This is a genomic window from Paenarthrobacter sp. 10L412 (assembly GCF_056395565.1).
In genome coordinates this window covers 107,580-126,010 of record NZ_JBFTJT010000013.1, presented here as the reverse complement: position 1 = coordinate 126,010, position 18,431 = coordinate 107,580, and the positions used below count along the sequence as shown (strand labels likewise).

General features: G+C 60.1%; 15 protein-coding genes. 6 read left to right on the top strand and 9 right to left on the bottom strand.

Annotated elements, in window-relative coordinates:
* Nucleotides 1-19: 19 nt before the first annotated feature.
* Entirely contained in the window at nucleotides 20-739 is a 720-nt protein-coding gene (locus AC1DD7_RS18440; protein ID WP_477516077.1) for a GntR family transcriptional regulator, read from the bottom strand.
* A gap of 297 nt (nucleotides 740-1,036) precedes the next feature.
* On the opposite strand from AC1DD7_RS18440, the gene AC1DD7_RS18435 reads away from it, so the two are divergent.
* The 4 genes from AC1DD7_RS18435 to AC1DD7_RS18420 all read left to right on the top strand — a co-directional run bounded on the left by AC1DD7_RS18435 (nucleotide 1,037) and on the right by AC1DD7_RS18420 (nucleotide 5,199).
* Nucleotides 1,037-2,641: a sugar ABC transporter ATP-binding protein gene (locus AC1DD7_RS18435; protein ID WP_477516076.1), complete on the top strand. Its 1,605-nt coding sequence runs from the start codon at nucleotides 1,037-1,039 to the stop codon at nucleotides 2,639-2,641.
* Nucleotides 2,638-3,630, top strand: coding sequence for an ABC transporter permease (locus AC1DD7_RS18430; RefSeq protein ID WP_477516075.1), 993 nt, complete (start codon nucleotides 2,638-2,640; stop codon nucleotides 3,628-3,630). Before AC1DD7_RS18435 ends, AC1DD7_RS18430 begins: the two co-directional genes overlap by 4 nt.
* Nucleotides 3,627-4,646, top strand: coding sequence for an ABC transporter permease (locus AC1DD7_RS18425; RefSeq protein ID WP_285241555.1), 1,020 nt, complete (start codon nucleotides 3,627-3,629; stop codon nucleotides 4,644-4,646). Before AC1DD7_RS18430 ends, AC1DD7_RS18425 begins: the two co-directional genes overlap by 4 nt.
* An 88-nt stretch (nucleotides 4,647-4,734) precedes the next feature.
* Nucleotides 4,735-5,199 carry a carboxymuconolactone decarboxylase family protein gene (locus AC1DD7_RS18420; protein WP_477516074.1) on the top strand — a complete coding sequence of 155 codons (465 nt, stop codon included), beginning with the start codon at nucleotides 4,735-4,737 and terminating at the stop codon, nucleotides 5,197-5,199.
* A gap of 334 nt (nucleotides 5,200-5,533) precedes the next feature.
* Here AC1DD7_RS18420 and AC1DD7_RS18415 read toward each other — a convergent pair whose 3' ends face one another.
* The 3 genes from AC1DD7_RS18415 to AC1DD7_RS18405 all read right to left on the bottom strand — a co-directional run bounded on the left by AC1DD7_RS18415 (nucleotide 5,534) and on the right by AC1DD7_RS18405 (nucleotide 9,764).
* Nucleotides 5,534-6,697 carry an iron-containing alcohol dehydrogenase gene (locus AC1DD7_RS18415; protein WP_477516073.1) on the bottom strand — a complete coding sequence of 388 codons (1,164 nt, stop codon included), beginning with the start codon at nucleotides 6,695-6,697 and terminating at the stop codon, nucleotides 5,534-5,536.
* A gap of 122 nt (nucleotides 6,698-6,819) precedes the next feature.
* Nucleotides 6,820-8,379 carry an FAD-binding protein gene (locus AC1DD7_RS18410; protein ID WP_431114728.1) on the bottom strand — a complete coding sequence of 520 codons (1,560 nt, stop codon included), beginning with the start codon at nucleotides 8,377-8,379 and terminating at the stop codon, nucleotides 6,820-6,822.
* Nucleotides 8,380-8,504: 125 nt separating this feature from the next.
* Nucleotides 8,505-9,764 carry an ABC transporter substrate-binding protein gene (locus AC1DD7_RS18405; RefSeq protein ID WP_431114727.1) on the bottom strand — a complete coding sequence of 420 codons (1,260 nt, stop codon included), beginning with the start codon at nucleotides 9,762-9,764 and terminating at the stop codon, nucleotides 8,505-8,507.
* 239 nt (nucleotides 9,765-10,003) lie between these two features.
* Here AC1DD7_RS18405 and ahlD point away from each other — a divergent pair, with 239 nt between their 5' ends.
* Nucleotides 10,004-10,822, top strand: coding sequence for an N-acyl homoserine lactonase AhlD (gene ahlD / locus AC1DD7_RS18400; protein ID WP_477516072.1), 819 nt, complete (start codon nucleotides 10,004-10,006; stop codon nucleotides 10,820-10,822).
* Nucleotides 10,819-11,211, top strand: coding sequence for an FmdB family zinc ribbon protein (locus AC1DD7_RS18395; RefSeq protein ID WP_477516071.1), 393 nt, complete (start codon nucleotides 10,819-10,821; stop codon nucleotides 11,209-11,211). The genes ahlD and AC1DD7_RS18395 overlap by 4 nt, the downstream gene beginning before the upstream one ends.
* A gap of 2,018 nt (nucleotides 11,212-13,229) precedes the next feature.
* Here AC1DD7_RS18395 and AC1DD7_RS18390 read toward each other — a convergent pair.
* The 5 genes from AC1DD7_RS18390 to AC1DD7_RS18370 form a co-directional block, all read right to left on the bottom strand.
* Entirely contained in the window at nucleotides 13,230-14,684 is a 1,455-nt protein-coding gene (locus tag AC1DD7_RS18390) for an NAD-dependent succinate-semialdehyde dehydrogenase (RefSeq protein WP_476900910.1), read from the bottom strand.
* A gap of 88 nt (nucleotides 14,685-14,772) precedes the next feature.
* Nucleotides 14,773-15,516 carry an SDR family NAD(P)-dependent oxidoreductase gene (locus AC1DD7_RS18385; RefSeq protein WP_476900909.1) on the bottom strand — a complete coding sequence of 248 codons (744 nt, stop codon included), beginning with the start codon at nucleotides 15,514-15,516 and terminating at the stop codon, nucleotides 14,773-14,775.
* A 79-nt stretch (nucleotides 15,517-15,595) separates the two neighbouring features.
* Entirely contained in the window at nucleotides 15,596-16,702 is a 1,107-nt protein-coding gene (locus tag AC1DD7_RS18380; protein ID WP_476900908.1) for an alanine racemase, read from the bottom strand.
* 24 nt (nucleotides 16,703-16,726) lie between these two features.
* Nucleotides 16,727-17,239 (bottom strand): RidA family protein, encoded by a 513-nt coding sequence (locus tag AC1DD7_RS18375; RefSeq protein ID WP_476900907.1) that lies wholly within the window; start codon nucleotides 17,237-17,239, stop codon nucleotides 16,727-16,729.
* Nucleotides 17,240-17,252: 13 nt separating this feature from the next.
* Nucleotides 17,253-18,431: an FAD-dependent oxidoreductase gene (locus tag AC1DD7_RS18370; protein WP_476900906.1), complete on the bottom strand. Its 1,179-nt coding sequence runs from the start codon at nucleotides 18,429-18,431 to the stop codon at nucleotides 17,253-17,255.

Below are 18,431 nucleotides of genomic sequence, written 5' to 3'. Positions count from 1 at the left end.
TGACACTGCCCGGATCGAACTAACTTGCCCCCACGGCCGAGTGCCCGCTGGGCGCACCTTCGGCATCAGCGGTGGTGAAACTGGCAAGCGCAATATCACCGGCATTCTTAACGTGGGCACGGCACAGCCTGCTGGCCTCGTCAGCATCTCGGCTACGGACCGCCTGAACGATTTCGTCCAACTCAGCCACCGTCTGGTCAAACCGACCCGGGGAGGACAGGGTCATCCTACGCAGCATGGTTACACGATTGTTCAGCTGCTGGAGCATCTGCGCGAGTACGTGGTTTCCGGACCCGGCGAAGAGAACTTCGTAGAACCCGTTCTTCGCCTGGAGTACGTTTATTTGGTTGGCAGCAATGTCCGACTCATGGAGAGTCCGAACAGAGGCTGCGAGTTTGTCGATTTCGGCGTCTGACGCCTTGAGCGTGAAGCAATACGCGAGGTGCCCTTCGATGAGCCCCCTCGCCTCATAAATTTCACGGGCGTCTTCTTCGGTGATCACCGCAACTGACGGGCCCTTGTGGACCACGTTGGTTATCAGCCCTTCGGCCTCCAATTGCTTCAGCGCTTCCCTTAGGAGGGTACGACTAACACCGAGCCTGTCGCAGAGGTCCCGTTCTATGAGTTTTTGCCCGGGCGTGAAGGCGCCGTACAAGATAGCGTCCCGCAGTGTGTTTTCGGCCAGTTTCCGCAGCGACATGTCGTCGCGCTGCAGCCTCAAACCCAGTGGTGACTCCATGACAGCCTCCCCTCCCGTCGTGAACATGCCTTGACCTAGGGTACTACGGTCAGGGCCGGAGCGGCCATAATGACTGGCGATCGGATTGTCCGACACGTCATCGCGTCACGTTCTTCTGGTTCATCTTCTCGCACCCCAAGAGTCTATTGCCCTAACACCATCCCGCTCCTATACTCAAGCAAAGAGCTGTTTGTATGACAAAAATGCATTGGGACAATCGTACTGGGCAGTTTTTGGTGTGATCTGCACTCCTTCCCGAGGAGGGATGAAGCAGATACCGACCGTAAGGACAAAATAATGGTCAATGAAGACCTGAACCTCGATTCGGCCCCGAGTGCAATGGTGGCCGACTATCACGAGACAGCAGTAGCAATCCAGGACGTGAAGAAGTCCTTCGGGGAGACACAGGCCCTGCGGGGAGCGAGCTTCTCCGCGCGTGCTGGGGAAATCCACGCCATTGTCGGTGAGAACGGGAGCGGGAAAAGCACGCTGGCGAAAATCATGTCCGGCATCGTTCTCCCCGACGAAGGATCCGTGGACATCCATGGTCACCACGTGTCGAGTCCCGCCGAGGCACTCAAGACAGGCGTCGCGACCGTGTTCCAGGAAGTCCTCGTCGCAGAAGGCGCCAGTATTTCGGACAACGTTTTCATTGGATCGCAGGGCGTATGGCGCTCCCGCATGTCCAGGAGTGAGCAGCACCGACGTGCAACCGATGTGCTGGAGCAGCTTATGGGCCATCCCGTCGACGCCTCGGCATTGGTGGAAACCCTGAGTCTGGCAGACCGGCAATGGGTCACCATTGCGCGCGCCCTTGTCCGTTCCCCGAGAGTAGTGATCTTCGATGAGTCCACCGCGGCGCTCGACCTATCAGGGGCCGCACGGCTTTACGCCCAAATGGAGCGGCTCCGTTCCGAAGGTGTCTGCGTCGTGATTGTTACTCACCGTATCGCTGAGCTCACGACTTTCGCCGACAGTGCAACGGTTCTGCGCGACGGAATCGACGTCGGCATCCTCAGAGGCAGCGAGATCACCGAATCCCGCCTCATTGAACTCATGACCGGCGTCAAGGAGCGGAACGGCCTGGCAACTCAATCGCGCAGGGTCTCCAAGGGCGGAACAGCAGAAATCGTCCTTCAAGCGGCCGGTCTCGTGGCAACGCAGGGAGCACGGCCTTCGGACTTTGTGCTGCATAGTGGCGAGATCGTCGGCTTTGCCGGGCTGGACGGTCAAGGTCAGGCTGAGTTCCTCCAAACCCTCACGGGCGTCCGACAGGCAATCAACGGCGAAGTTACCGCCACTGCCAGGACCGGCGCAGAGCACCCAATTAACAACCTGGCAGAGGCTATAGCAGCGAACGTCTCCTATATTTCAGGCGATCGACGCAAGGAGGGGATTTTCCCAAATCTCAGCATTTTCGAGAATTTCGGAATGCCGTTGTACCGTCATCACCGCCGTGCCGGCGTCATCGACAGGACTGCCATCTCCGCGCGCTTTGATGACATGTCCAAAACCCTGAAGCTACGGTCAGGCGCATCGTCGAATCCCATCACCTCCCTCAGCGGCGGTAATCAACAAAAGGTCCTCATCGGTCGGGAACTGGCTCAAGATCCGCAGGTTGTTGCCCTCAACGATCCCGCACGGGGAGTCGACATCAGCACAAAGCGTGAACTGTATGCCCAGTTGGAACATCTCGCCTTGGAAGGAGCCGGAATCATTTATCTCTCTACTGAAATCGATGAACTCATCGGGCTCTGCGACCGTGTGGCTGTTTTCCGCGATGGCGCACTCCTGGGTTGGGTGACCGGCGACAACATCACCTCCGATCGCGTTCTTGCCGGAATGTTCGGTCACCTTGAAGCAGACTTCGACGTCGAGAAAGCACTGGTGGAACAGCAATGAAACAACAAAGCCGATTCGGCAGATTCACCAGCAAATCTGCCTACGCATTCGCCGCGTGGGGTTTGCTTGCCGTCCTTCTCATCGTGTGCGAAGTACGCGCGCCTTACCTCTTCACCGCCAGCGGAATCGGAGGGCTGCTGGTCTCGGCCGTACCTCTGGTCCTTGTCGTGATGGGAATTACCGTCACGGCCCTGGTGGGCAGTGGCGTCGATCTGTCCGCCGGTCCGCTGATGATCTTCGTCAATGTCACCCTTGTCAAAGTCCTCTTCGACCAACAGATAGGGTCACCCGTTGCTGTCATCGCATGGGCACTTGGCATTGGAGTCTTGATACAAATCATCCAGGCCATCGTCATTACGGTCGCTCGCATCGAACCTGTGATCGTGACTCTGAGTGCATTCCTGGCACTGTCCGGGATCAACCTGGTCATCCTTGCACAACCGGGCGGACAAGCTCCGAGATGGCTCGCTGAATGGGGATCCGGCAGGTCGATACTCGCCCCAATGACGATAGTTCTGATCACGGCAATATTGGGTTGGTGGGCATTCACCAGGACCCAACTGTTCACGAACCTAAGGCTCGTGGGGTCGAACCAGCGCACCGCGTTCGTCAGCGGAGTACCCGTAACAATGATCCGCGTAGTCGCCCACGGTATTTCCGGGTTGCTGATTGGTGCTGGCGGCCTGGCCTACACCGGTCAAATAGCATCGGGAAACCCCACCCAAGGAGGCACCTACACACTCGCAGCGATCACGGCCCTGGTGCTTGGAGGCATCAGCCTTGCGGGCGGCCGCGGCGGCGTATTGGGCTCCATTCCCGGGGCCATCGCCGTCACCCTTATCTCATTCACTCTGACCACGTTCTCGCTGGGGTCATTGGCTTCATTCGTTGTGCAGCTCTCGTACGGCCTCATCCTGGTCGCAGCACTTCTGATCAGCGTGATAATCCCATCACTGTGGCGCAAGCGCCAGGAGGTAAAGGCATCATGACAACCGTAAAAGCGCAGCAACGCACCATCCGGGTACCGCTGCTGTCCAAGGCCTCGGGGCAAAAGAACGTCATCCTCGGGCTCATCATGCTGGCGGCATTGCTTGCCGTCGGAGCCGCCACAGTACAAGGTTTCCTCTCTGGCTCGAATGTTCGCTCCATGCTGCTGCTCGGCGCATTCCTTGGACTGGCATCGGTTGGGCAGACTCTCTGCGCGTTGCTCGGCGGGCTTGACCTTTCCATTCCCTACTTGATCGGTTCGGCCAACATCGGGACCCTCTACATGATCAGCTCTGGAGTACCGGCAGGCATGGCGATCGTGATAACTCTTGTTCTCGGCATCGTCGTCGGCACGATAAACGGCCTCATAAGTCTCCATCTCCAGAATCAAGCTCTCATCGTGACGCTGGGTGTTGGATTCGCCACGGTGGGGGCAACGCAGGTTCTCACCAGCGCAGGCGCATCGAATGCCGGGGGCACGAGCGGTGTAGTACCCGATTGGCTCGCCAACATTTCCTCGCTGAGCGGAGAAACGCTGGGTCTCCCTGTACCTCCAGTCATCCTCATTTGGCTTGTTCTCGCCGCTGCCCTGATCTTCATCATGCGTTCAACGTGGTTTGGCCGGAGCACCTACGCCTTAGGTGGTAACCGCTCAGCCGCGCGGCTCATGCTCATCTCTGAACCGCGCAGGTGGGTCACTGTCTACGCGCTTAGCGGTCTCTTCTCAGGAGCCACAGGAATACTCCTGCTCGGCTTCACTGGTGGAGCGTTCGTGCGTGTGGGCGATCCCTACCTGTTCCTCACCGTGGCCGCAGTTGCCGTGGGCGGAACCTCCTTGCTTGGCGGCAGGGGCGGATATGGCAGCACTCTCGTCGGCGTGCTCGTCCTGATCGCCTTGACCTCGCTCTTGGTGGGCTACGGCCTGAACAACAACGCGCAACAATTTGTACTCGGCCTACTGATCGTGCCCCTCGTCGGCTTCTACGCGCGCAATCCCCACATCAGACAGCAAATCTAACGCCCGACATCCAACTCAACTTTCTGCCCCGGGGAACTCCGGCAGTGGCGCCGCTCCCCGGGATCGACTGAATACATGAAGGACCGACATGACTAACCAGTATGAAGCAGACGAACACAGCGAACTATGGAATGACGGAATTAAGGTACGCCGGGAGGTTCTCGGGGATTCATACGTCACTGGTTCCCTCGAGCGCACAGCCGGAACCGAAAGTGAAGCCCTTCAGACCCACATCACCGAAACAGTATGGGGTGCCGTGTGGACGCGACCTGGCCTTGACCGTCGAAGCCGAAGCCTCCTCAATATCGGCATGTTGGTCGCGCTCAACCAGCACCATGAACTTTCTGTCCATGTCCGGGGTGGCCTGCGGAACGGTTTAAAACCAAGCGAGATCGTAGAGTCAATCGTCCAGGCCACAGCCTATTGCGGTGCGCCTGCGGGACTCGCTGCGATGCGCGTCGTCCAGGAAACGCTCAACGAAGTTGCCCGCTCCGCCGACGTCGACGAAGCCACGGGCGCCGATGCTGACGCCGAAGAGATCAAGGCCATATAGGGGCCCGCACGATGACATGATCGCCATCGATCGAAAGTACGCTCAAGCCCGGCTGGGACTCCGCCGGGCTTTTGCGTGCCCCTTGCGCGATTACCAATGAGTCCCCAAGTCGCTTGGCACTGCGGCGGACCGTGCCAAAGCAGCCTGCTAACCAACGGACAGTCTGGCCGTATGCCGGCTTATGCAACCTCCTGTCAACGTTAAAGAGGTCGGTCGCCGCGGCCCCAATTATTTGGGTGTCGCGACGACCGACGGGAACTGCTGATTGCGAGCCTGGGCATCTGTTGCGCTCCACGAAGGAGGACCACGTGTTCTCGGCTTTATATGCCGCTCCCTAATAGGCCTTCTGTAAGAGCTCCCTTACATCATCGGCTGATACCGGTCGCGGTGCTTGACGAATGACGGCTTCCGCCTCGCCCATCGTCGCGCGCACAACGTTCTCCAACGCCTCCGGGCTCAGACCAAATTCACGGATTTGCCGCGGTACTCCCAGCTTGTCGAAGAGTAGCTCCAGCTCCTCAGGAGCCGGCATCGCGTTCGTTGCTCCTCTTGCCGCTGCCATCGCGGTGGCCATCGTGGCTTGTTGGCTTGCGGTCGCTTCAGCGTAGAACCGCATAACGTGAGGCAGCGTGATGCAGGACGTTACGCCGTGAGGAACGCCGGCCGCACCCAACTGGTGGCCTATGGCATGGGATAACCCAACTGGTACGTTGTGAACTCCGACCAGTGACATCCAGGCCGCCTGCTGGCAGCGCAGAGCCGCTTCGTAGTCATGAGGGTCAGACGCCGTCAGGGGAAGATCCTCGGCCAGGGTGCGGAGAGCAGCAGTGCACAGCGCGGTAGTGACCGGGTGCGCATTCGTGGCATAAGCAATTTCGATCGCATGATCGATGGCCCTTACACCGGTTGTGATCCACAATTTCCTGGGAGTTAAGGCACACAGCTCCGGATCCAGCACAACAATCCTTGGTGTAAGGGCGAGGTATCTGGTGAGTTCCTTGGTGTTGGTCGTGTCGTCGACAAAGGCGGCAACGCCATTCCACTCTGCCGCCGATAGGGTTGTCGGCACCCCTATGACAGGAAGCGGGACACCCTGCAGCTCCGGCAGCCCGTGGGAAATGCTGTAGCGCAAGAAGTCCTGCTCCGAATGAATACCCTCCCCCACTCCCAAGGCGGTGAGCTTTGCCGCGTCAACAGCAGAGCCTCCGCCGACGCCTATCACGACGTCGGCATGTGCGTTCCGAGCAATCTCCACAAGCTCAGCCAGTCGCTTGACTGGGTTATGGGCCTCGACCCTGCTGTAAACCTCTACGGCTCTGGCTCCCAGCGCGCTGACGAGCTCCTCGAATGGTTGGGTGGCGCTGATTGACTTACCTGTTATGAGAAGAGCGCGTTTAAGTCCTCGCCGCTCGAGTTCGGCAGGAATTTGCTGGATTGCACCACCGCCCTCGATGACTCGTTCGATACGCGGCATGTCGAAGACACGTGGTTGACTCATTCTTCCTCCCAAAGGGAGTGGCACGCCCCGTTCCCGAGGCGTGCCAACTCCTGTTATCTAGTTTTATGCCCGGATGGGGACTTGGCGAGGTAACCCCGCGGCAGGCCTCTCACCTGCATCAGCTACCGCCTGCTTCCGGCTGCCTCAGCAGCCTTCGACGCAGCTTCGGACTCCGGCACTGCGGGGATGGCCGAGCCTTGGCTGTCTGCCGCCTCAGCCGCACGGCTGGCGAGTGGAGTCGCCGGTCCCGAAACGGAGGCGTCGCCTGATTCCAGCTCGTTCAGGTAGCCCACAGCGTTCGCTCCTGCGACTCGGCCAAAGGTCATGGAGCGAATTGAGGACGTCGCCGGCGGGTACTCGTGGTAGAACAATCCCGTGATTTCGCCCGCTGCGTAAAGGCCTGGGATCGGCACTCCCCCGCCGGAGATAACCCGCGCCTCGGTGTCTGTTTTGAGCCCACCAAAGGTGAACGTGATCCTAGCCTCAAGCGGGTATCCGTAGTATGGCCCGGATTCGATCCGATTCGCCCAATTGGACTTTGGCGGGACGAGACCTTGGGTGCTCAACCCGTCAAGGATTTCGGGTTGGAATGGTCCGCCGGTGGTAGCGGCGTTGAATTCCTGAACGGTCGCTTCGAGTGCTTCCGGGCTGAGGCCCAGCTTGCCTGCCAGTTCAGCCAGTGTCGCGCCTTCCTCAGGCTCCAAATCGGTGGTCTCATAGACCCAGCCTGGACGCATGCGTTCCATGACTGGCTTATCAGTGATGAAGTAGGCCTTCTGGTTCTGGTTTTTCCAGACTTCGTATGCCAGCAGTTCGAAGTGGGCAAACAGGTAGTCTTCGCCCTCGTCGAAGAAGCGCTTGCCCTGTTGGTTGACACAGATGCCGTAGTTGTGGCCCCAAATTACAGAGTCAGGGCGACTGGTCCGGGAGTCGACGACCTCCGAGTGGAACATGTCGAACTGTCCAGCGGTGTCGGCCCCGATGTCCATGGCCATGCGGATACCTGCGCCCTTATTGCGGTGCAGCCCTGGAACGATTGGCTTAATGTCGACAGCGTTGTTGCCAAGGTACTGAGTCAACATTTCGGGATTGCCCTCGAACCCACCCGATGCAATGATGACGGCCTTCGAGCTGAGCGTTCGAAGAAGCCCGTCCTTACCGCGGACCACTACGCCGTTAACACGCCCTTCATCCGAGATGCTGAGCTTCACCGCCTCGGTTTCATAGAGGATTTCGGAATTATCGAACTTCTTGAAATGCGCCAGGAGGTTATTGACGATTTGAAGGCCGCCTCCGACCGGCCATTTGATGCTCTTGTCCGTTTCGTATTCAAGAGCGACATCGTTTTCCCAGTGCTGGTACAGCTCGACCCCGTGGGCTTCCAGGTACTTGATGGTTCCAGGGACTTCGCGCTCGAGTGCCAGGCAGTATTCCAAGTCAGCCAGCCCCTTGGAAGTTTCCTGCACTCGGTCCTTCCAAGATTCGTCGAGCCTGCCGTCTTCGTAGACGCGAAGCCAAGCCATGGTCCAGCGGGACCCTCCAGAACGTTCGTCTTCTGCTCCAACTTCGACCAGTGCTACGCGGCCGGAACGACCTTCGTCGGCTGCTTTTTCGCAGTAGCTCAGAGCCGCGGAGGCCCCGGCAAAACCGCTACCAATTACGACCAGATCATACTCAGACATTTCTCGTATTCTCCATCCATCATCTTTGATGTCTGTCAGCGCATCTGACAGCTTCTTGGTTTTGTTTCTTTGGTAACTATCGCTTCCGGTGATCAGCTATCTCGGGAGCGGAGCATGCCCGACTTCTACGGCTTCTTCCAGGCAAAGGGATCACTTGGCTTCTCGAAGAAAGCATCAAGCTTGGTGCCGGTAAGCCACCCATCCTTAGGTTCCAGCCAGCCATCGGCGTTAGGATCACAGTTGGACCCGAGGGCCTCCTTGGCTTCGTCGTAACTTATGGGCGACACGCTTAGAACAATGGATTGAATTTTCGGCCCCTGCTGCTGAAGGATCCGGACTGCGGTCTCGATGCCAAGTTCCATCTCACCCTTGGGCGGCCAAATATTGTAGCCAGTGTCAGCGAATTCCGGATGGTTCACCCAATAGCACGCAGCTCCTGTTTCGCCACCGATGTTAATCGGAACCACGGGACGGCCAGACTGCTGCAGTGCCTGCAAGGCACCGGTAGCGGAGGCAGGCTGAGCGACGATGCCGTCGAGCTGGCCTGGGTGGGTCGCTAGGAACTTCTGCACCTCGGTCTTTGTCACCGGCGCTGACCACATCCCGTTTACAGAGCCTACAAGCTTAACCTCGGGGTATTCCTTCAGCGCATCCTGAACCCCGGCTTCGAAATCGATGGCATTTGTGGCTCCCGGCACACCTTGAACATCCAGGACGTTGCCCTTGCCACCGATCTTGTCGAAGACTGACTTCGCAAAGACGCTTCCGGCCTGACGGTAGTTGGTCACAGCACTGACGGTGTAAGGCGAATCCACATGCCCACTCCATGCAACGAAAGGTACTCCCTTTTCATGAGCGTACTCAATGGACTGGTTCAAGGCGGTTTTTGCTGAGCAGCAAGCGATCAGGATGTCGGCGCCTTGGTCTACGAGTTGCCGGATCTGCTGGTTTTGCACCGTGTCGTCGCCCCCTGATTGGGCGACGATCACCTCTTTGATGAGGCCAGCCTTCTGGTACCGCGGAACTACATCCTTCATCAGGTGGTCCATGGCCGTTGTCTGCCAGGAATTGCCCGCGTAGGGACTTGTATAGCCAATGGTCCATGGTGCAGGCCCCTTGGGCTGCCATGATTCACCGTAGGGCGTTTTTCCGGTCAACGCGTCAGCATTCTGGTAAGCGGTCTGTGCATCAGGCGGAAGGGATGACAATGCTGACTCGGAAGACGTTGAAGTCCCAGAACCACCCGCCGGACCAAAGTCATTACCCCCGCCGCCACAGGCAGTGAGCGCCAAGACCGATGCCACGGCAAATGCCCACCCCGCACGCCTGACCAGTTTCTTCCCGCTGCCGGGAGAAGAAACGCAATCGTGGTCTTCTTTGACCATTCTGAACTCCTTATAAGTTGGCTGACAGCCACTTCAACGTCAGCCGGCGACGGATACGCACCAACTCGTTTGTATGAAGAACGAATGTATGACAATCATAACGAGCTGTTCCATGAGTATAGGTATGAGGCAGGTCACGCGCAATAGCTTTTGTGTGCAAGTGCCAGTCTTGATGATCGGCCGATCGTCTGACAGTATGGCGATCTACTGCTGTGACCTTGATTAGGGAATGGAGTGCGATGACAGATCAGTTGAAGGTCCGTGTTCTGGAGACCGGGGTGATGGAAGCCGACATGGCGTGGCTCCTGTTGAAGCCAGGAAGGATCATCGCGGACCGCAACAATAAGGAGCGTCAGCGTGAGTGGGGCGAAATCCCAACGCATGCAGTCCTGATTGAACACCCCGAAGGACGCATTCTCTGGGACACCGGCGTCCCCCGTGATTGGAGTTCGCGCTGGCAAGAGAGCGGCATGGACAATTTCTTTCCGGTCAAGACTGATGCATCCAGCGCATCTGGTTTCCTGGACTCTTCGCTCGCACAAGTCGGCCTTGAACCCTCGAACATAGACTTACTCATCCTTTCCCACCTGCATCTTGATCACGCAGGTAACGCGCGGCTCTTCGACAACGGCAAGACCAAGATCGTCGCGAACCGTAAGGAACTGGAGGGAGTCAAGGAAATAATGGGCTCGCACCTGGGAGGACACCTAAAAGCGGACTTCGAAGGTCTCAACATCGATGCCATCGAGGGCGATACGGAAATTGTCCCTGGGGTTTCCGTCATAGACACCCCCGGCCACACTTGGGGAACAATGTCGCTTCAGGTCGACCTGGCGGAGGACGGGACCAAGATCTTTACCTCGGACGCAGTCTACTTGCGGGACTCCTTCGGCCCACCAGCAGTTGGTGCCGCCGTTGTGTGGAACAACCTCCTCTGGCTTGAATCAGTAGAGAAGCTGCGGCGAATACAAGAGCGGACGAACGCCGAAATGATTTTCGGGCACGAGTCCGAGCAGACGAGCCAGATACGGTGGGCACAGCAAGGGCATTACCAGTGATTCTCTATGACTTCCGTTGCGCCAATGGACACGATTTTGAAGCTGGCCTCACGTCGATGTTTGCCAACGATCCCGCCTGCCCCATCTGCTCTTCTGCAGCCAAAAGGAGACCTCCACGTGTAGGCCTGAGTGGTCGAGTCGATCCTGGGCCATCAAAAGAGGACCGCCCCCGCAGCTGGCAACAGGTGAACGGCGGAGACCCGGAGACTGTCCGCGCATGGCAACGAAGCATCGAGAAAAGAGAAAAACTCGAAGAGCGCTACACCGAACTTGCTGGAGACAATCGGCCGGTGCTGGCGCACGAGGGGATCTTCGCCCGCCAACCCCTCAGAGCTGGAGACGACATCAGCGTGACAGTGGCACAGACTGCAAAGTCGGCGGAACCATAAGCAGGGATAATCCCCCGCGCTCCTTCACCCCGAGGTGCCTCACAGCGCTCTGTACTTTCCAGCGGCGGCGCAGTTGGCGACAGCATTCGATCCTGCATCCACGTCTGCGCCTTTCCCGGCCAGGTGGCGAGCCAGCGTGAGGCCCCTTTTTTTCTCACAAGTGCTGTGGCCCAAGCCGTCACCGTCCCCATCGCCCAATCAAAAAGAACTTGGTGAGCACCGAATCGGATATCTGCAGCGCGATTCGAGCGCTCATGGAGGGCGCCCCATCGTCGACCTCCTAAGCCATTGGCGATGCGGGCAGTCGAACAATTCAGCTGTGCACAGCATCCACAGGACCTCCGATCGCACAAGCGGTCGGACACGAGGGCCTAATGTCCTGATAGACACGAGCCTTCAGGGACTTCCGACGAAGATTCCCCTACATCATGTTGTGTTTCGCGGGCCTACCCATGAAGACGTGTAGGCCAACCACGACCTACCGGACGCACCAAAGAGAGGATCGCATAAACCCAGTTCAGAGCAAGCGGAGGGTCAACCCGCCAATACCCTGAGCCCGCTCCCCCGTAACTGAACAGGCCAACCGGCGGCCAGGCACCAGCCGGCACCACATCAGAGGCTCCTGTCAACAGCTGTCAACACGTTAAAGCAAAAACCCCCTCTGACGAGGGGGTATGCCGTGCCCGAGGTGGGACTCGAAGGCGATTCCTGGCCTTGGAAACACTGGGAAGTGGCGGAAACAAGCGGAATCGGGGCCAGTCCGACGGCAGTACCGGCCAGTCCGGGGTGGAAAGTGTGGACATTGTTCACACTTCTTTTTTGCTCGATCGCCACCGACGAAAAGGGGACCCAAGCTGCTCTGCACAGTCGGAGCGGCACCAGCAAAAGGGGAGCCGCCACACACTGGAGATCGCCTGCTAAGGCTCAGCCTTTTAGCCCGCTTGGAGCCTCCTGCCGGGATGAGGCGGCGGCCCCTGGGGCACGACTCACACCCATCCGTCGAACGAACCAAAATCCGACCACACCCTACCCGGCAGAACGATGAAACATCCAACACGACGGCGGCACCTCCTTCCTTGTTAACATGGCGGAGAAGACCACGAGCATCATGACAAGACCTTCCGACCGACCCGACGACAGAACATCGGTATCGGCCAGCAAGTGGGACGAGTAGAAAGACGGAAGAGAACCCGTCTCGGCATGCTTTTGCGCGTTTTCCCATGTCAGGGGCCCCAAGAAGACTCTGCACCTTCGCAGCACTTCATCGAACACCCACGACCAATCACCTTGGACTCGCAAACATTTTTTCTACCCTGCGTAGAATTGATACGTGCGCAGACACCCTACCCTCCTGGGAGGTCCGCGGCGTCCCGGGAGGAACCCGGCGCCGATGCGCCACTGCTCCGTGCATCAGGGCTATTGGCCGCTGATTACTCACACTCGTTGGAGGAGAGGGGGACGGTCCCACGCACCCGCTGGGGCTAGGCACAACCGTCCGGCCGAGCCAGCCCGATGAGCGTGTGGTCACCCCGGATGGTCAGCAATGCAGCCTTCACAGCTTTAGAAAGGCCACTTCCGGTGCAGTAGACTCTGCCGGGTTTGAACGCGAAAAGAACCATTTGGAGGAATACCTACGGTTCCGAATAGCGGATTCCGACAGGTGTCCGCCCCGATCTGCATCAAGCAAGTATCCCTATCAAGTTCCGGATGTGAGCTCCGGGCAACCCAGGCTTTGGCCTGACGGGAACGAAGTTGGTGTAGCTCGAGGCGGCCTGACGAGGCCACCCCTATGCACCCACTTCAGACGGCTCATCTCGGCCTGCCGTGACATTCCACGGGTGGGCATCAACCGTTTTGGGACGCCGAGGATCTTGAACCGCTATCTCGTTGGGTCCTCGCGCCATCCACGGTTCCGCTGGTCGGCCTTTCGCATTTCGATGGGCAGCCGTAAAAGCCTCTTCCACTCCGCGAAATCGTCCATGGTTTCTCTAGCGTTTGGGCGGACATGACCAGTCAGGTCAGAGTTGGATGCCGGTGTATTTGGTTTCCTGGTAGGCCTCGAGGCCTTCGATTCCCCCTTCGCGCCCGAGGCCTGATTGTTTGGTCCCGCCGAAGGGTGCGGCCGGGTTGCTGATGAGTCCGCGGTTGATTCCTGTCATGCCGGCATCAATCGCGTCGGCGACGCGCAGTGCCCGCCCAAGGTCCTGAGTGAAGATGTAGGAGGCCAGGCCATAAGGGGTGGCGTTCGCTTCGACGATGGCTTCTTCTTCGGTGTCGAAGGTGTAGATGGCTGCGACGGGGCCGAAGATTTCTTCTTCCCTGATGTTGGCGTTGGTTGGAATGTTGGTCAGGACGGTGGGTTGGTAGTAGTAGCCGGGGCCGTCGATGACCTGGCCGCCGGTGAGGCAGGTTGCTCCCTTGGCGACGGCGTCGGTGACGAGGTTGTGGACGGTTGCGCGTTGCTTGTCATCGATCAGTGGTCCTAGGCCGGTGCTGGGTTCGTGGCCGTTGCCTACGTTGACGGCGGCGAGGCGTTCCGTGAAGCGTTTGGTGAACTCGGGCGCGATGCCGGCCTGGACATAGATCCGGTTGGCTGCGACGCAGGACTGGCCGCCATTGCGGAGCTTGGCGAGGTAGGCGCCTTCGATGGCGGTATCGAGGTCGGCGTCGTCGAAAACAATCAATGGCGCGTTCCCGCCGAGTTCCATGGAGGTGTTCATGACGTTCTGCGCGGCTTGGGCCAGGAGTACCCGGCCGACTTCGGTGGAGCCGGTGAAGGAGATCTTTCGGGTCCGTTCGTCGCTCATGATGCCGCCGATCAGATCCCGGGAGTTGCTCGTCGCGACGACGTTCATCACACCGGCGGGCACGCCTGCTTCCTGGAGGACCTGGGCGAGTAGCAGGGACGTCAGTGGGGTCTGGGCGGCAGGCTTGAGGATGGTGGTGCAGCCGGCGGCCAAGGCCGGTGCGATCTTGCGGGCGCCCATGGCAAGGGGGAAGTTCCATGGGGTGATCAGTAGGGAGGGGCCCACCGGGCGTTTGGACACTGCCATGTGGTAGTTGGAGCCCGGTTCGACGCCGAACTGGCCTTCGGTGTGGATACGTCCGGCGGATTCTGCGAACCAGCGGAAGAAACCTGCGCCGTAGTCGACTTCGGATTGGGCTTCGGCCCAGGGCTTGCCCATCTCATCCACGATCAGGCGGGCGAAATCGTCGCGGCGGGCGATGATGCCCTGATAGGTGCGGGCGAGGATGTCCGCGCGTTCCCTTGCCGGTGTTGCTGCCCACGCGTCCTGGGCCGCGCAGGCGGCGTCCAGGGCCGCCACTCCGTCCTGGATAGAGCCGTCGGAGACGTGCGCGATCGCTTCGCCGGTGGCGGGGTTGATGACCGGCAGCATGGCTCCTGTGCCGGATCGTCTCCATTCCCCGCCGATGAACAGCCGGGTTTCGGTGAGGTTCAGGGCAGTACTCATGGGCGTTGCTCCAGTTTCAGACTTTGTTGGGAAGGGGGCGGGACCCGGCGGTGGACCGGGCCCCGCTGTTTTTGTGGATCATGCGCTGCTAGAAGGCGGTGTATCCGCCGTCTACCGGGAGCGTCGCTCCGGTGATGTAGGACGCTTCCTTGGATGCGAGGAAGAGGATGGCGTCGGCGACTTCTTTGGGCGTGGCAAGGCGTTGGAGTGGGATCTGGCCTTCGCGTTGCCGACGGTAGGCCTCGGGGTCGTCCCTGCGCTGGATTGAGGCTTCGATGATTGGGGTAGCGGTCAGGCCTGGAGCGACGACGTTGACGCGGATGTTCCGTGAGGCCCACTCGATGGCCGCGCCCTTCGCCAGCATGATCAGGCCCCCCTTGGCCGCGGAGTACAGGACTTGATCTGCCATGCCGACCATCCCGAGCCGTGAGCTGACGAGCACGAACGAACCTCCGGCGGCTGGCATCAGCGGCGCGAAGTGCTTCATCATCAGGAACGAGCTCAGCAGGTTGCTGTGCAGCACGTTCTTGGCATCCTCATAAGCCATTTCCGTGAGCGGTCCGGTGACCTGCAGGCCGTGGTTGAGGACGACTACGTCAACGGTGCCGAAGGATTCGGCGGCCTGCCGGGCGAGGCTTTCGACGAATGCTTCGTCGTTAAGGTCGCCAGGCACGTACAGGTCCTCATCTTGGGCACTGCCGAGTTGCGCCCGTCGGCCGGTCAGCAGCAGGCGGGCGCCTTCCCCCCGGAAACGTGAGCTCACTGCCTCGCCGATTCCGCTGCTGGCGCCGGTCACCACGGCGGTGGTCTTGTCTAGTCTCAAGTCGGTCACTCCATTGTGTGAGGTTGGTTGTTTGGGATGAGGACTGGGGAATGCCGGGGGACGAATGTTCAGTCCCCCGGCACTCCAGTCAGTTGAGGAATCCGCGGGCGTCCACCGGCCACCGTTCCAGTGACGTTCCGGTGCTGTCGGTGACGATGTACTCCTCGAAATTGACCACCACCGGGCACACGTGGTTTGGCACCACGGGAAGCACGGTCCCGACGCGGGGGCGGAATCCGTCCCCGGGCAGGGGAAGGAAGCCGTGGTACTCGTTGAGCTTGGACAATACGGCCGTAGTGCCCGCAATGCCGCCGTACCCGATCTCGGGGCTGCCTTCTCGGCCGAGGGCTTTGGTTCCGATATCCAAAAGAACCTGATCGGGGACCCAGTCGCTGACCACTGTGCCAGCGAGGAACAGCGCGATCTGGTCCTCAGTGCAGGCACCAAGCCTGGTGTTGTTGAGGTCGTTGAAGACGTACTCGCCGGGCCGGATCTCGGTGATGACGCTGTTGGTGGCGAATTCCACGGTGGGTGTGGAGCCGGCGCTGACCACCTCCGGTGTCACGCCAACTGCGCTGAGGCTCCGTACGGCGGTGATGAGTGCGGCGTCCTGGTCCTCCGCGGCTCGCTTGCGGGCGTCCGGTCCGGCACTGCCGTGGCCGGGATAGGTGAAGACACCGGCCGGGATCAGGCCACGCTTGCGGGCTGCGAGGGCGAGGTCACCGGCAGCCTCGGGAGCGGCCCCGGACCGTCGGGCACCGCAATCGACCTCGATCACTACCTGCAGCAGCTCCGCTTCTGATCCCATCGCGTCGGCCAGGGCATCGATCGAGGCGATATTGTCGACGCCGACCCGGAGCCTGGTTGTCTCAGCGAGCTTGCGGATCCGCGGGCCCTTGGTTCCAGCCGGCCAGATCGGATAGGCGATGAAGATGTTGTCGAACCCGGCAGCGGCGAAGACCTCTGCCTCGCCGACGTTGCCTGCGGTGATTCCGACGGCACCTGCTTTGAGCTGGCGCCGGCCGATTTCCACGCATTTGTGGGTTTTGACGTGTGGCCTGACTTCGAGGTTCTGCTGGATTGCGAAGGCCTGCATCCGGTCGATGTTGTCCTGCATCACGTCGGACAGCACGATGGGTGAGGGCGTGTCGATCCGACCGATGAGTGTCCCTAGAGCTTGCTGAATGCGGTTCACGCTGTGCTCCTTATTGTTCATGCCCTATGCCTCCGTGCAGACCATCTGGATCTCGACCGGGCTCCTACGCGGCAGTCCGGCGACACCGATCGCAGTACGGGCGTGCCGTCCGTTCTCGCCCAGCACCCCGATGAGCAAGTCACTGGCTGCATTGGCCACCTGCGACTGCAGGCCGAAGTCCGGAGTGCTGGCCACAAAGACGAGCATCTGTACGATGCGGACCTTGTCCAGATCCCCCACCGCTTGGACGGCGGCAGCGAGTGCGTTAAGCGCGGCGTGGCGGGCCAGCTCCTGCGCTGTTTCAAGCTCCACGTCGCGGCCGACGATCCCGGTGCCCAGGAGCTCGCCGTCTTTGTACGGCAGTTGGCCTGAGATGTGAATGCTGGAGTCCATCGAGCGGTGGTGAAGGTAGTACGGGTTGTCAGCGAGTCTGGGCAACTCCAAACCCAGAGCCTGAAGCCGGTGTGATGGCGAGCCGGACACGCCGTTGGCGACCAGCCCGATTCGAGTATCAGTGGGGGCGAAGGGAAGGCTCATATCAACGCTTTCACTAGTTGTGGGAAGAGGAGTGTCCGGCCGCGGCAGCCTGCGTGCTGTGGACGCTCATGAACCGTTCCGGACGCACGAAGTCCAGCCCCTCGAATGTTTGCGAGCCAAGTGCTTCGCGTGCGGCGATCTCGCCGTATCCGGTGGCCATTTTGAAGCCCCCGCCGGAGAACCCTGTCGCGCAGTAGACCCTGCTGCCTGGATCCAACCGGCCGAGCAGGGGGTTGCGGTCGGTCGTGAAGAGGTCCGGGAAAGCGTCCGAGCGGACGATGTTCGGATACAGGCCGGGGAAGAACTCGCTGACCGTCTCGATCGTCTCGGCAACCTCTGCCGGAGTAAGTTCCCTGGGAACTGCATCGGGGTTCCTGGTAGGCGTTGGCCGGAAATTCAGGGTTGCCTTAACGGTGACCCCGTCAACGGCGGGCGCACCATACATGGAGCGGTCTCCGGAGAGCCGGACGAAGACAGGAAACCGCTCTGGAGAGAAGAGCGCTGGATTTTTCGCGACGAACCACGTGAGGAAGACCCTGTTGGGTTGGGTGTGTGCTTGGAGCGACTCCGGCATGAGCTTCTGTGACCAGCCGCCGGAGGCGACGATGACGTTCTCGAACGTCCAGGACTTGTCCCCGGAGGTCACCACGACACCGTCTACAGTTTCCCGGATCCCGTCTACTGGGGTGTTGGTGAGCACGGTCGCACCGTTGGCCTGGGCTGCGGAGACCGCAGCCGTGACGGCCCGATCCGTCCTTATCGCGCCGCCATTGGGGTCGAACACACCGATGTCGTCCGAACGCAGGTTGTGCTGCGGATACCGCTCGGCCATCTCCCTCCGGGAGAGGATCTGGTGCGCTACGCCGGTCGCCCGCGCCGACTCGAGCAGCTGCGGGATGTACTGGCCGTTCGCCGTACCAATGTAGATTCCGCCGCAGCGCAGGAGGATGTCCTGTCCGGTTTCGTCCTCAAGCTCGGCCCAGAGACGTTGGGAGCTCTGCAGGATGGGGTTGAAGCCCGGGTTTAGGTTGAGCATGCGGAACAGGCGGGTGTCTCCGCCAACGGCACTGCGTCCGTGGGCAGGGAGCTGCGCTTCGAATCCGACCACGGAATCGGATAGCCGGGAGGCCTGCCATAGGGCCATGCTGCCAATGGTGCCGAGGCCGATGACGGCCAGTTTTCCATCTGTCAT

Bases quoted from the DNA above. Each gene is read 5' to 3' on its own strand.
- ahlD (WP_477516072.1), top strand. From the start codon at position 10,004: ATGACAGATCAGTTGAAGGTCCGTGTTCTGGAGACCGGGGTGATGGAA.
- AC1DD7_RS18410 (WP_431114728.1), bottom strand. From the start codon at position 8,379: ATGTCTGAGTATGATCTGGTCGTAATTGGTAGCGGTTTTGCCGGGGCC.
- AC1DD7_RS18420 (WP_477516074.1), top strand. From the start codon at position 4,735: ATGACTAACCAGTATGAAGCAGACGAACACAGCGAACTATGGAATGAC.
- AC1DD7_RS18440 (WP_477516077.1), bottom strand. From the start codon at position 739: ATGGAGTCACCACTGGGTTTGAGGCTGCAGCGCGACGACATGTCGCTG.
- AC1DD7_RS18435 (WP_477516076.1), top strand. From the start codon at position 1,037: ATGGTCAATGAAGACCTGAACCTCGATTCGGCCCCGAGTGCAATGGTG.
- AC1DD7_RS18405 (WP_431114727.1), bottom strand. From the start codon at position 9,764: ATGGTCAAAGAAGACCACGATTGCGTTTCTTCTCCCGGCAGCGGGAAG.
- AC1DD7_RS18425 (WP_285241555.1), top strand. From the start codon at position 3,627: ATGACAACCGTAAAAGCGCAGCAACGCACCATCCGGGTACCGCTGCTG.
- AC1DD7_RS18430 (WP_477516075.1), top strand. From the start codon at position 2,638: ATGAAACAACAAAGCCGATTCGGCAGATTCACCAGCAAATCTGCCTAC.
- AC1DD7_RS18390 (WP_476900910.1), bottom strand. From the start codon at position 14,684: ATGAGTACTGCCCTGAACCTCACCGAAACCCGGCTGTTCATCGGCGGG.
- AC1DD7_RS18375 (WP_476900907.1), bottom strand. From the start codon at position 17,239: ATGAGCCTTCCCTTCGCCCCCACTGATACTCGAATCGGGCTGGTCGCC.
- AC1DD7_RS18370 (WP_476900906.1), bottom strand. From the start codon at position 18,431: ATGACAGATGGAAAACTGGCCGTCATCGGCCTCGGCACCATTGGCAGC.
- AC1DD7_RS18415 (WP_477516073.1), bottom strand. From the start codon at position 6,697: ATGAGTCAACCACGTGTCTTCGACATGCCGCGTATCGAACGAGTCATC.